At 68.1% G+C, this 12,102-nt stretch carries 13 protein-coding genes; 4 read left to right on the top strand and 9 right to left on the bottom strand.

Annotation, left to right across the window (positions count from 1 at the left end; all coding sequences use genetic code 11):
- Nucleotides 1-109: 109 nt before the first annotated feature.
- From ACLQ3F_RS03050 to ACLQ3F_RS03040, 3 genes are all read right to left on the bottom strand, one after another.
- A complete protein-coding gene (locus ACLQ3F_RS03050) occupies nt 110-541 on the bottom strand; it encodes a winged helix-turn-helix transcriptional regulator (RefSeq protein WP_425845750.1) in 432 nt (143 codons plus the stop codon).
- Nucleotides 542-738: 197 nt separating this feature from the next.
- A complete protein-coding gene (locus tag ACLQ3F_RS03045) occupies nt 739-1,026 on the bottom strand; it encodes a hypothetical protein (RefSeq protein ID WP_425845747.1) in 288 nt (95 codons plus the stop codon).
- Nucleotides 1,023-1,889: an oxidoreductase gene (locus tag ACLQ3F_RS03040; protein ID WP_425845744.1), complete on the bottom strand. Its 867-nt coding sequence runs from the start codon at nt 1,887-1,889 to the stop codon at nt 1,023-1,025. Before ACLQ3F_RS03040 ends, ACLQ3F_RS03045 begins: the two co-directional genes overlap by 4 nt.
- Nucleotides 1,890-2,649: 760 nt before the next feature.
- Here ACLQ3F_RS03040 and ACLQ3F_RS03035 point away from each other — a divergent pair.
- Complete coding sequence (locus tag ACLQ3F_RS03035; protein ID WP_088990712.1) at nt 2,650-2,883, top strand: holin; 234 nt, start codon at nt 2,650-2,652, stop codon at nt 2,881-2,883.
- 70 nt (nt 2,884-2,953) lie between these two features.
- On the opposite strand, the gene ACLQ3F_RS03030 is transcribed toward ACLQ3F_RS03035, so the two are convergent.
- The 6 genes from ACLQ3F_RS03030 to ACLQ3F_RS03005 form a co-directional block, all read right to left on the bottom strand.
- Nucleotides 2,954-3,646, bottom strand: coding sequence for an HAD family hydrolase (locus ACLQ3F_RS03030; RefSeq protein WP_425845740.1), 693 nt, complete (start codon nt 3,644-3,646; stop codon nt 2,954-2,956).
- 160 nt (nt 3,647-3,806) lie between these two features.
- The gene (locus ACLQ3F_RS03025; protein WP_425845737.1) at nt 3,807-4,238 is read right to left on the bottom strand and encodes a DUF6196 family protein; all 432 of its coding nucleotides are present in this window, start codon (nt 4,236-4,238) and stop codon (nt 3,807-3,809) included.
- Nucleotides 4,239-4,351: 113 nt separating this feature from the next.
- A complete protein-coding gene (locus tag ACLQ3F_RS03020) occupies nt 4,352-4,711 on the bottom strand; it encodes a hypothetical protein (RefSeq protein WP_425845734.1) in 360 nt (119 codons plus the stop codon).
- A gap of 529 nt (nt 4,712-5,240) precedes the next feature.
- Entirely contained in the window at nt 5,241-7,796 is a 2,556-nt protein-coding gene (locus ACLQ3F_RS03015; RefSeq protein WP_425845731.1) for a tetratricopeptide repeat protein, read from the bottom strand.
- A 157-nt stretch (nt 7,797-7,953) separates the two neighbouring features.
- Nucleotides 7,954-8,259: an HAD family hydrolase gene (locus ACLQ3F_RS03010; RefSeq protein WP_425845728.1), complete on the bottom strand. Its 306-nt coding sequence runs from the start codon at nt 8,257-8,259 to the stop codon at nt 7,954-7,956.
- Between the two features lie 82 nt (nt 8,260-8,341).
- Complete coding sequence (locus ACLQ3F_RS03005) at nt 8,342-9,346, bottom strand: NAD(P)H-dependent flavin oxidoreductase (protein ID WP_425845725.1); 1,005 nt, start codon at nt 9,344-9,346, stop codon at nt 8,342-8,344.
- A gap of 146 nt (nt 9,347-9,492) precedes the next feature.
- Between ACLQ3F_RS03005 and ACLQ3F_RS03000 the strand changes: the two genes are divergently transcribed.
- The 3 genes from ACLQ3F_RS03000 to ACLQ3F_RS02990 all read left to right on the top strand — a co-directional run bounded on the left by ACLQ3F_RS03000 (nt 9,493) and on the right by ACLQ3F_RS02990 (nt 11,915).
- Nucleotides 9,493-9,780 (top strand): winged helix-turn-helix transcriptional regulator, encoded by a 288-nt coding sequence (locus tag ACLQ3F_RS03000; protein ID WP_124855833.1) that lies wholly within the window; start codon nt 9,493-9,495, stop codon nt 9,778-9,780.
- 79 nt (nt 9,781-9,859) lie between these two features.
- Nucleotides 9,860-10,708 (top strand): PhzF family phenazine biosynthesis protein, encoded by an 849-nt coding sequence (locus ACLQ3F_RS02995; protein WP_425845722.1) that lies wholly within the window; start codon nt 9,860-9,862, stop codon nt 10,706-10,708.
- A 424-nt stretch (nt 10,709-11,132) separates the two neighbouring features.
- A complete protein-coding gene (locus ACLQ3F_RS02990; protein ID WP_425845719.1) occupies nt 11,133-11,915 on the top strand; it encodes an aminoglycoside adenylyltransferase domain-containing protein in 783 nt (260 codons plus the stop codon).
- Nucleotides 11,916-12,102 lie beyond the last annotated feature (187 nt).

Here is a 12,102-nt window from a genome sequence, read left to right as displayed (position 1 = left end):
CTACCCGCCGCCACGTGAAGGGCTCGGTGGAGACGCTCACCGGTACGTTGGCCCGGGACGTCGGCGACGTGGACCCGCAGGGGCTCGGCTGCCCGCCGCGCTTCCCTGTTCAGTTCGCGGGAGTGGCGTGGTCGTACTTGGCGCGATTGGTGGCGACTTCGTCGATGTGCAGTTCGGCCCAGATCTTGAGGCCGCGCATCATCTGGTGCAGGGACAGGCCCAGCTCGGTCAGCTCGTAGCTGACAGTGACGGGCACGGTCGGTGTCACGGTGCGGCTGACGAGACCGTCGCGTTCCAGGGAGCGCAGGGTCTGGGTAAGCATTTTCTGGCTGACGCCGGCCAGTAGGCGCGACAGCTCCGAGTAGCGCATGGGGGTGGGCTCACCGGTGCAGTCGGGGCCGCTGCCGAGTGCGGAGAGGATCAGCGTGACCCATTTGCCGGAGATGCGTTCCAACATCTTGTGGCTCGGGCAAGCGGCTAGGAAGGCGTTGTAATTGCTCTTGTTGTGGTTCCGCTGCTGGGCCGCTGTCGGCGTTGCCATCATGCCCTCCTCGAACCTCGGGGCATGTTACGTCCCCTTGTAGTGCCTGCTCTCTCCCGGGAAGTTGCGCTCTCATGGTGGACCAGGCATCAGTCAGGTGCCAGTGGGGTTGATCACAGGCCTACTCCGCCTCGCAGCTGCGTGCGGATGAGCGGGCCCCGCCGATGCGGTGCGCCACTCATCCGCACAGTCAGTGTTCAGGAGTGGGCTGCCGCCCATTGGTTGATGAGGTCGGTGGTCTGCGCGGGATTGCCATGCATTGCCAGGTTGTGGGCCGCGTTCTCGATGAGTACGGCGTCGACGCGGGGGGCGTGGATGGTCGCCGAGGACAGCCCGTCGACGCCGACGGCCACGCGCACGCTCATGGAGCTGTGGCGCGGGTCGCCCTCGTGGGCCGCGGCGGGCGAGGGAGCTGAGGCGTTTATCCCGGCGGCGAGGGCGATTGCGGTCGCGACGGTGGTTAGCCAGAGACGCATCTTCTTCATCGGCTGATCCGATCCAGTTCGGCGAGGTCCTCGGCGGACAGGGAAAGGCCCGCGCCCGCGACGTTGTCCCGCAGGTGGGCGACCTTCGAGGTGCCCGCGATCAGGAGAATGTTGGGCGATCTCTGCAGCAGCCAGGCAAGCGCGACGGACATGGGCGTGCTCTGCAGCCGCGCCGCCACCGCTGAGAGCGCCTCGGACTGCAGCGGTGAGAAGCCGCCCAGCGGGAAGAAGGGCACGTACGCGATGTTCTCGGCGGCGAGCCGGTCGATGAGCTTGTCATCGTAGCGGTGAGTGAGGTTGTACATGTTCTGCACGCCCACGATCGGCGCGATGGCCTGCGCCTCGGCGACCTGTTCGGCGGTGACGTTGCTGATGCCCAGGTGACGGATCAGGCCTTCCTGCTGCAGTTCAACGAGGGTGCCGAACGCCTCGGCCAGCGATCCGGGCTGGGGACCTTCGGCATTACCCATACGCATGTTCACCAGGTCGAGGGTCTCGACACCGAGGACCTCGAGGTCCTCGTGGACCTGCTTACGGAGGTCTTCGGGCCGCCGGGCGACGGGCCAACCGCCCTGAGTATCGCGGACAGCTCCGACCTTGGTGGCGATGAACAGCCCCTCCGGGTAGGGCTGCAGCGCCTCTCGGATCAGCTCGTTGGTCACTCGCGGTCCGTAGGCGCCGCTGGTGTCGATGTGGGTGATGCCGAGCTCGACCACCTCGCGCAGTACAGCCACAGCGCCGGCATGGTCGGCGGGGGGTCCCATGACCCAGGGGCCGGCCAGTTGCATGGCGCCGTAACCGAACCGGGTCACCGTCGAGTCCCCCAGCTTCCACCTACCTCCAGGCAGAGAAGCATTCGACATGTCATAGCTCCGTTCTCGTAAAGCCAGGTAATCCTGCTACCTGACCGGGTGCTTCTCCACGATGACAGGGTTGCTCTCTATCAGGAAGTAGGCACCTCAAGGTGCGTAAGTAACCTGCCTAGCACTGATCGCGGCAGGGGAGCGCGGCAGGCCAGGGTCGTGGATTGGTTCGAAAGCCAGTTGCACCTCTGGCCCCGCTGCCGCAGCGCCGAGACGCCGAGCGCGGTCTCGGTCACCCGACACCGGTGAGCGACGACGTGGCGGACGCCCTCCTGCGCCGCCTGGCCCGCAATGACGGCATGGAGCTGTGGGTCGCCGGGGCTGGCGGACGGATCGTCAGTGCGGGGCGGTTGGAGCCGGTGCACGGGACCGACTTCGCCGGCATCTGGGGCGGCGCGACCCGTGAGGATAGCCTGAACGAGGTAGGACCCCAGGTAGAGAGCCAGCGACACGGGAGCATCCGCATACTCCGCTCGCATCTCGCTCTTCCGGGTCAGGCAGGGCCAGGGCAGGCCGCAGCCACCGCAGTTCCAGATAGGCATGACCGGGCCGTGGACGGTCATGCCTATCCGCCAGCAAGCAGACGGTGATCGCCCGTGCCTGCCTGCTGGTCGCGTATTCGACCTGCCAGATCGCGTTCTGGCCGCTGCCGGTGCCGTACCCGCTGGCGGCCCGGACAGCGCGGCAAGCACTAACCGCCTCTGACCAGGCATTCTTGACATATGGACCGTCCGATGAACCTACCCCTGGAGGTATCAACATGTTCACCACGAAGTTCTGGAAGGCCACCGCCGAGCGGGCGGTGAAGAGCGCCGCACAGGGTCTGCTGCTCTACTGGGGCGCTGACGTCGTGTTCAACGCCTGGCAGGCGGACTGGGCAGCGGCCGGCGGGATCGCGTCCGGTGCGGCGGTGCTGTCGGTGCTCACCTCACTGGTGAGTGCGAAGGTCTCCGGAGAGGGCGACTCGCCCAGCCTCGTCGGCGCCGAGCAGTAGCCTCATCCGGCTGCCAACGGTGCGTCCCCGCTGGCTTCGGTCGGCGGGGGCGTCTCACTCTCTGAGGTGGTCACCCGGGCCGACCGTCAGGCGTCGAAGCGGAAGACAGCACGGTCGACTCGCGCAGCAGGGTCGGCAGGTCGCCAAGGCTGGCGAACGCACGTCCGCCCCAGCTCGGGTCGGTGTCGTTGTGCTCAGTCGTACGAAGCACGGTCATGCCGACCGCTGCCGCGCCGGCCAGTTCGCCGTCCGCGCCGTCACCGACGAAGACGCACTCAGCCGGCGCGACGCCCAAGCGCTCAGCGGCGATGCGGTAGATCGCCGGGTCGGGCTTGGCAAGCCCGACTTCGCACGAGAAGACCGCGACGTCGAAGCGGCGGGCGAGCGGGCTCTGCGGCCATGCCTCGGCGGTCTCGGAGGTGGCGTTGCTGATGAGGGCGAGTGGATGCCCGCCGTCGCGCAGCGCGTCGAGCACACCCAGGGTGGCGGTCGAAACAGCGCCCAACACCCGGCGCGCGAGGGCACGGCGATGTTCACCGGCCCGTTCCACCTGTTCGTCGGTTGGCGTGCCGCCGAGGCGTCCGGCAAGGATGCGGACGGTGCCCTCCACGTCCCACCGGACCAGCCGGTCACGCCAAGTGGCGTGATAGGCGGCGACCAGCGCGGCCGGCGCCACCCCGACCACGAGCGCCATCTCGCCAACGACCCGGTCACGCTCGTCATCGGCACCGTGCACCAGGGTATGGAAGAGGTCGAAGATCACCGGCCGAGACATTTCAGCATCCTACTGAGGCCGTCACCGCCGTCGACCGCCTGCGATCCCGGCTTACGGCCTCTGAATCATGGAAACTGAGGGTGGTTGGTGCTGGTATCGGACCAGCAACCTCCCGATGTACGAGACATCGACCACCGAGTGCGGACGGCTACCGACCAGCGCGCAGCTCAGCAAGGACCTGTACGGCCTCGGCGCGAACCTGCGCCGGGCAGCCCCAGTAGTCGTAGATGCCACCGCGCTCGCTGTTGTAACCACAGATGACGAACACGCCGGTGCCCAGCCGGCGTTTGAACTCGGTGGCCAGCCATCCGACGAACCCGCTGTTGTCCACGTCGGGCGGGAAGTGAACCGAGAACACCGCGAAGCGCTCACCATCGGTCCCGGCACCCGGCTCCAGCCAGGACCACCGGTCCTCGTCGCGCACGACGGCCAGCAGGTCGGCCGTCAAGGCCGGCGGCTGGGTGAGCGGCGCCTCGAAGAATGACCACTCACCATCGAACATGACCAGCTCGGCGGCCGCGATGACCCGCCGCAACCGCTGCGCGGTCTCGTCACTCGACTCCTGGCTGATGCTGACCATGCGCCGATCTTGCCCGATGACGCCGGCCAACGCAGTCGCCCTCGACACATCGCCGCCGACCAGCCCAATGGCTCACCTGATCTGCGACCCGGCACTGCTGCAGCGCTCGGATTCTAGGAGCTCGGCGGTCGAGCTACGACCAGTTCGATGTCCGGGTCGTGATCAACCGGCGAAGGGCCCGCGACGATCAGGGTGGCTCGGAGCCACGGCTGTTCTCGCAGCATGAAGGGCAGTTCCTCCCGCAGCCAACTCGCCACGTGTTCCCGCTGTTCGGAAGAGTCGCCGTCGCGATCGCCCAACAGGCGCTCCTGTTCATCAAGATCGCCTTGTAGGTATATCGAGGCGTCCAGCCACGGGGCCACTTCCTCCCGGATGATGCCGGTGCCCTCGACCCAGACGAAGTCGACGTCGGCGGGGACGGTGATCGATCCGGCTCGATCGTGACTGATCCAGGCGTCGGGACGGAAGTCCACCGGTTCCCCCCCGGTGCAGGGGTCGCAGGATGTTCTCGGTGAGTACCGCGCCCCAGTCGAAATAGGCGTGGTTCCAGGCCACGTCGTCGGTGTGCACGGTGGCCGAGTTGGGTTCCGCCTGACGCAGCCTCCCAGCCAGGGTCGTCTTGCCTGCACCACCCCGGCCGTCGATGGCGATCACGCGCGGACGCCCGCTGACGTCTGGTGATGCGTCGCGTAACTGCCGGACGGCGTCGAACACGGTCACGACCTGCCAGCCAACGGCTTCGACCTCACCCGGATGTAGGCGCATCGACAGCACGTACCCTCAACGCCTGCCGGTGATGCGACTCGCCGCCGGCCATCCCGATGCTCCTATTGAGGTCAAGTGCCGCCCGCTCCCGTCCGCCGCCGATCCTGCTCGTCGCGATAGCCGGTAGCACGACGACTCTGGTGGCATCGCTCGTGGTGTTGGTTGTCGTAGCGCGGGAGCCCCGCCCCACATCGTCTGACGTCCACGGACGTCCAGCACGGTTGCGACGCTTGTCATTCAGTCAGTCATTGAGACGTCGCTCCCGCGACCACCGTTCGGGGTGGGCCTGGTGGTTCCGTCCAGAAGCTCGATCAGTCTGCGGCGGGTGTCGGTGGTGTCGGGATGGTCGGTGCCCAGCACTCGTTCGCGAACCGGCAGCAGCGCGGCGAATTGCGCACGGGCGCCCTCGGCGTCGCCCGCTTTCCCCGTCCAAGAGGCAAGTTCGTGCTGGCTGCCCAGCGTGTCCGGGTGTTCCGGACCTTGAACGTGTTCGCGGACGGGGACGAGTGCGGCGAACATATGTCTTGCGGCGGCGGCGTCGCCGGCGGCACCGATCCAGAGGGCGAGACCATGGCGGGTGGCCAGGGTGTTGGGATGTTCCGGGCCGAGGACGTGCTCGCGGATGGGCAGCAGCGCGGCAAATTGGTCGCGAGCAGCGGCGGCATCGCCCGCGTATCCGATCCAGCGCGCCAGGTCATGTCGGGCGTATAGGCAATCCGGGTGCTCCGCACCGAGTGTCCGGCGGAAACTGTCGGCCACGCCGATGAGCAGGTCGCGGGCCGCCCTGGCGTCGCCTGACCAGCCGGTCCACTGGGCCAGCCGATGCCGGGTGGCCAGCGTGTCCGGGTGTTCGTCGCCCAGTACCCGTTCCCGGACGGGTAGCAGCGCGGCGAACTGATCGCGGGCAGCGGCTGCGTCGCCGGCCCGGCCGGTCCATTGGGCGAGCCCGTGCCACGACGCGAGGGTGGCCGGATGTTCTGGGCCGAGGATGCGCTTCTGGACGGGCAGCAGTGCGGCGTACTGATCACGGGCCGCCACGATGTCGCCGGTCTCTCCGGTCCAGCGGGCCAGCTGGTTGCGGGTGTCGAGGGTGTCCGGGTGGTCGGCGCCCAGCGCTCGATCCTGAGCGGACAACAGCGCGGCGAACTGATCGCGGGCGGCCGCGGGATCGCCGGCGAATCCGGTTGTGTACGCCAGGCGGTACCGGATGGTGAGGGTGTCGGGATGGTGTGCGCCCTGCTCCCGTTCCCGGATCGACCGCAGGGCGCTCAAGTGGTCGAGGGCTACGGCGTACAGCCCGGTGGCATTGAGGTGACGGGCGGCGTCTTCGGCAATGCGAGCGGCACGGATGATCAGGTCGGTGTCGGTGGTGCGGGCTGCCTGGTTCAGCAGGTGGAAGGCATGCGGGGCAGCGGCCTGCCACTGTGGCCACTGCGCGGAGTCGTCCGGGTCGCCGTCGGCGAATCCGGCCAGCAGTGTGACCGCCAGGCTCAACTGAGCCACCGGATCAGCGGCGGCGCGGATGAGCGGATGAATGCGCAGGCTCGCCGCGTCCTGCTCGCCGTCCTCGATTGTGATCAGGCCAAGTGTGGCCAGGGCGCGCAGCGACTCCTGCGTATCGCGGGGATTCAACGGTGATCCCAGCAGCCCGGCCGGAATCGGCGCGTCGGCGAAGGTTGCGAGGAGCCACATCAGCGACCGGGCTTCAGGCAGGCCACGACTGTCGAGCATGTCGAGCGACATTTCCCAGGTACGGCTTACGGCCTCGCCGATGGTGGACCCGCCGAGCTGATCGATCGCGGCCTGATAGGCCGCGAAGGTGGTCGCGATGCCGGGTAGCCGCAATTGCTGTGCGTCGGCCAAAGCTCGGCCGGCCAGACCGAGAGCCAGCGGCAGGCCGCCGAGACGCTGCGACAGCGCGACGGCCTCCCGTACGCCACCCGCGCGCTTCCCGGCATGTTCGAGCAGTACAGCCGCACCGTCGGTGGCGGACAGCATTGGGATGGGGTGCATTCGGCACCAGGAGGTGTTCCACACCTCGGGGTCGCCGTCGCGAGTTGTAATCAGTACAAAGCCCCGACGATTCGGTATCGGCCGGACCCACCCCCGAGCGGACGTGACCGGCTCACCGTCCAGTCCCAGCAACCGGGTGTCGTCGGCGTTGTCGATGACCAGCAGCCAGCGTCCGGGAACGGCGGACAGCAGCCTCCAGAGCAGATCCGGAGCGCCGGTGAGCCCGGACCAGGCTCGCTGAATGTCGTGATCGGAGGCGCCGAGATCGGCGACGAGCTGCCGCATGCCGGTCTGCAGGGCGGTGGCGTTCGCCGCCGAGACCCACCAGACCTTTCCCTTACGATCGGCGAATCGCCTGGCCACCAGCTGAGCCACAGTGCTCTTGCCCGCACCGCCCATGCCGTGCAGCACCCGTACCCGCGCCGCCGGCTGGTACCACCCGCGATTGAGCCTGGCGAGCTCGCCGACCAGTTCGTCACGGCCCCGCGTGAATGCGGCCGGCTCCGGCACGGCAAGCGAGATCATCCCTGGTGTTCCCAGGGGTGCCACGGTCGACGCTACGCCGCGGGCCGGCTGCTGTCGGCGCAGCGCCAAGGCGCCGAGAACAACCTGGGCCATCCCGAACGCCAACCCAGCTACCGCGATGAACCCACCGGTCCAACCCGCCTGCCCGTTGGCCTGAGCCCGGGTTGTGGTGAAGAGCCAGTACCCGCCCGTCGCCAGAAAGACCGCACCACTGACGAGAAAGATCCACCGCATCCATCGACGGGCTCGTGTCACGCGTGGATGGTAGCGGGCAGGCTGCCTGCGGTTCGGCACAGCGCGAGGACGCTTCTGTCGCTGGGCCAACGACTTCCATAACCAGCGACAGCCGGTCTGACGTAGCCGCCTGGACCTGCCCCGAGGACCACCAGATCGATCTGTCCGGTCGCCTCGTTCATGGTCGAGGCCCGTCCAGCCAGTCCGCGAGGAGGGGGATCGTGTCCCCGAGGGTGTCGACACGGTGGTGAGCGCCGGTCAGTTCGTCGGCAGGGTGTGTGGTGCGGACGGCGACGACAGTCATGCCAGCGAGCCGGGCTGCTTCGATTCCGGCGGGAGCGTCCTCGATCACAAGGCAGTTCGCTGCTGGGGTGTCGAGAAGATGCGCCGCGCGCAGATAGCCCTCGGGGCTCGGCTTGCCGCGCCGGACCTGTGGGTATGGGACCAGACCAGGTCCGGGTCGAGGTGGCGCAGCGTCGCCCATCGACTCCAGATCCGCCGGTATGCCGGATAGGAGTCGACCAGCACGCCGTCGACATCGAACAACACCGCAGATGGAATGGACATCACGTCGCCTGGCTCTGCAGCAGGTCGACGGTGGCGGCGGCCTGACCGGCGATGTCGTGAAGCAGGCGGGCAGCGGGCAGGACGTCGTGGACGAGGCTCACGGACTGGCCCGCGTACAGGGCCATGGCTGACAGGTCACCGGTCATCCCGGGCAACGGAATCAGGTCCTCGTATCGAGGTCGGCTCTTGCCAGACGCGTCGATGGCGACGACATCATCCTCGCCGGGCCGCAGTGGGGCGGGCGGCGAGCCGGCCGCCTGCCAACGCTGAAGGGTCGTGTTGCGTAGCGCGCGATGCGGGGCGTTCGGCCATCCGCCGTCGAAGCAGAGGGTGTGTACGGTGTCCGCTCCGGTGGCCGCGATCAGGCGCTGCCGGTACACCTCGTGGGTGGCGGCTTCGGCAGCGGCCAGGAAGCGGGTGCCCAGCATGGCGCCCTGGGCGCCGAGCGCGAGCACCGCCGCGACGCCACGCCCGTCCGCGATTCCTCCCGCAGCCACCACCGGCACCGGCCCGACCGCGTCGACGATCGCCGGCACCAGGGACATCGTGGTCGTGCCGCCGCGGACGTGACCGCCCGCCTCCCAGCCTTGGGCCACGACGACGTCCACCCCCGCCGTCACAGCCTGCACGGCCTCGGCGATGTCGCCGATCGTGTGCAGGTGCAGCGCGCCGGCCCGGTGAATCCGGCCGTGCACCGGCGACGGGTCGCCCCAGAAGGTGGAAATGATCCCCAGCTTCTCCTCGAGGCACACGGTGAGCAGATCGTCCACCGGGAAGTCGAGTACCAGGTTTGCCCCGAACGGCCGGGTGGTGAGTTCCCGGGTACGCCGGATGCTCCGCCGTGCCTGATCGGGGGTCTGCCACGTCAACGCCAGCATGCCAAGACCACCTGCCTCGGACACCGCCGCCGCCAGTTCCGGTACCGCCGCGGAACCCACTGGCGCCTGAATGATTGGCAGATCGATGCCCAACCGGTCACACAAGGCAGTGCGCAATCGCCTCACGAAGCAGCCCCGATCGCTTCGGAAATCGAATCAGTACATCGGACGGTACTGTATCGAATATCGAAGCATCAAGAGGGGCGGCGCAGGCGATGACGGCACCCAGGCCGGGCAAGCCGGTACGCGGATCGAGTACCGGACGACCCCTCATGGCCGCCCTCGACCTGTTCGGGCGTCGCTGGAACCTGCGCATCATCTGGGAGTTGCAGCATGGGCCGGTCGGCTTCCGCGCGCTCCAGCAGCGCTGCGACAACATGTCATCCAGCGTTCTGCGGCAGCGGCTGACCGAACTGCTCGACGCCCACCTCGTCGCGCAGCAGGCGGACACGGCCTATGCGCTCACCGACCTCGGCCGCGGCGCCTACCAGGCCTTGCGCCCGCTCGTTCGCTGGTCCGACGCATGGGCCTCGACGTTGAGCGTGGACGACAAGGCCTGAACCCGCGAAACGCCTGCCCTGGCGCTTCGGAAGCGAAATCGCTACCGTGCTTCTGAATCCGAAGCATCGGAGTCCGGTCATGGCTCGCATCCCACCCGTGGCGGTGGTCAACGCCTGCACCCGCTACGGCGAAGGCGGTAGCCCCACCACAGTCGTGATCGACGATGCCATGCTCATCGACGACGAACGGCACGCGATCGCCCTGAGGGCCGGCACCTCCCACACCGCGTTCATCGACACCACCACAGCGGACGCACCCAGGGTGCGGTTCTTCACCAGCACCGGGGAGCTCCCGAACTGCGGGCACGGCACCATCGCCGCGCAGGCCGTCCTGCTGGCCCGCAGCGGCGCCAAGGAGCACCACGGCCGCCAGCGCAGCGGAGGACGCACCTTCGCCACGACCGCCGTCCGGCGCCATGACGGCATTGAGGTCTGGTTCGACCAGGGCGTCATCGCCTTGTCGGACCATGCCGACGCGACTGGCGGTGGCATCATCGCGGCCCTCGGCCTGCAACGGGCAGACATCGCCGCCGACCTACGGGTCGCCTCGCCCGGCATGCCACGACTCCTCGTTCCCGTCCGGGATCGCCGCACACTGCTGTCCATGCAGCCCGACTTCGATCGGCTGGCAACCGAGTGTCGGCTACTCGGATATCTCGGCTGCTTCACCTACGCGCTGCCCCCGACCGCAAGAACGGGCGCCGCCCGGATGTTCGCCCCAGCGATCGGCGTCGACGAGGACATCGCGAACGCCAACAGTGTCGGCTGCCTCGTCGCTCATTTGCTCGACACATCCGGCAACAGCGCGATCGAAATCCACCAGGGCGACACGCACCAGAGCCCATCGTCGGTCTTCGCCAGCGCGACACACACCGCAGACGGCATCGTCGCGAGAATCGGCGGACTGGTTGACCTCGGCGCGCCGTAGCACCACCGTCCATCTATGCGCACCAGCCGCCTGCACCCACGACTGGCACCCCAGGACCGTCTCTAAGTGCCATCTTCGACCACCGCACGTAGACGCCTTCGTCGACCTCCCTGACGGCTCCAGTTGGGCGCTGACAATCTTCACCGTCGACGAGGTCCGCCGCCTGCTGGCGACCTGGAAGGAGACCGGTGAAGGCGGCAGTTACTTCTGGGGCATTGACCAGCTGATCGTGCCGGAACCGGGCGTACCAACCAGAACACGGCTATCGGAGCACTCGTTCGCAGCGGGGAGATAGTCAGCGCCGGTGTCCGATGCGAGGATCTGGACTGAAGTTGCCCGCGCGTACCCACGGCGCGGATCGTGTCAGCGGCTGCCTGTGTCTACCCGGTGGCGTGGCCGGCGGGCGGCAGCGCAGGATGACCGGGTGGCACCAGCGGAGACAGTCCTGTCCGATCTTCGTGATGCGTGGAGTCCTGCGCTGGCCGGCAGGCTTCTGGGCCTTTACCTGCACGGCTCGCTGGTAGTCGGCGACTTCGCTCCGGACCGCAGTGACCTTGATCTACTCGCAGTGCTCGACGCCGACCCGGACGAGAACCTCCTCGACTTGCTCGCCAGACTGCACGCGAACCTTGACCGGCGACACCCGCAGTGGGCCGGCAGGATCGAGGTGGAGTACATGTCACTGGCTGCCGCGCGCGACGCGGCGCACGGCCGCGTCGGCCGCGACCATGTCATTGCCCGGGTCAGCCCCGGTGAATCGCTGCACCTGCTACCCGCCACCACCCACCGCGTCGTGACCTGGGCTGCGGTCCGCGACCACGGCCGCACACTGCTGGGACCCCCAGCCGACACACTGCTACCCGCCGTCGACCCCGACCTCGTCCGCTCGGCTCTGCTGGACCACGTCCGCGACTGGCCGACCTGGGTGACCCACATGACCACCCCCGGAGCCCAGGCCTACGCGGTGCTCACCCTCTGCCGCGCCTTCCAACGCCTCCAGAACGACAGGCAACTGTCCAAACGGCAAGCCGCCGACGAGACCGTCAGCGCCCGCCCCCGGTGGGCACACCTCATCATCTGGGCACGCGACTGGTGGTACAACTCCGGCCAAGACACCGATCACGGCAGCGCCATCGACGTCCCGGCATTCGTGAACGAACTCAGCGCCACCATCCTGGCCTCGGACCGGGCCCCACACACCGGCTGACGGTCGCCGACGGAACCGTCGACCCAGCTCCTTGACCGCCGCCAGGTCGAGCAGGTCCAAAAAAGACGACCATCAGCATCCACATCGCTGAGATCCAAATCGATCAGATCACGCGGCATTCGCTCGGCAACCTGGTGTGGCGGGCCGTGGCTACACTGACGCCTCTAAATCCCCTGCTCGGCAACGG

Source organism: Micromonospora sp. DT15, assembly GCF_049841475.1.
Classification (GTDB): Bacteria; Actinomycetota; Actinomycetes; order Mycobacteriales; family Micromonosporaceae; genus Micromonospora.
The sequence above is the reverse complement of the archived record's forward strand: the minus strand, read 5'-3'. Positions and strand labels throughout refer to the sequence as shown.

What these genes read in the sequence shown, in the direction of transcription:
- ACLQ3F_RS03050 (WP_425845750.1), bottom strand. Translation starts at nt 541, where the DNA reads ATGGCAACGCCGACAGCGGCCCAGCAGCGGAACCACAACAAGAGCAAT.
- ACLQ3F_RS03045 (WP_425845747.1), bottom strand. Translation starts at nt 1,026, where the DNA reads ATGAAGAAGATGCGTCTCTGGCTAACCACCGTCGCGACCGCAATCGCC.
- ACLQ3F_RS03040 (WP_425845744.1), bottom strand. Translation starts at nt 1,889, where the DNA reads ATGTCGAATGCTTCTCTGCCTGGAGGTAGGTGGAAGCTGGGGGACTCG.
- ACLQ3F_RS03035 (WP_088990712.1), top strand. Translation starts at nt 2,650, where the DNA reads ATGTTCACCACGAAGTTCTGGAAGGCCACCGCCGAGCGGGCGGTGAAG.
- ACLQ3F_RS03025 (WP_425845737.1), bottom strand. Translation starts at nt 4,238, where the DNA reads ATGGTCAGCATCAGCCAGGAGTCGAGTGACGAGACCGCGCAGCGGTTG.
- ACLQ3F_RS03010 (WP_425845728.1), bottom strand. Translation starts at nt 8,259, where the DNA reads ATGGGCGACGCTGCGCCACCTCGACCCGGACCTGGTCTGGTCCCATAC.
- ACLQ3F_RS03000 (WP_124855833.1), top strand. Translation starts at nt 9,493, where the DNA reads ATGGCCGCCCTCGACCTGTTCGGGCGTCGCTGGAACCTGCGCATCATC.
- ACLQ3F_RS02995 (WP_425845722.1), top strand. Translation starts at nt 9,860, where the DNA reads ATGGCTCGCATCCCACCCGTGGCGGTGGTCAACGCCTGCACCCGCTAC.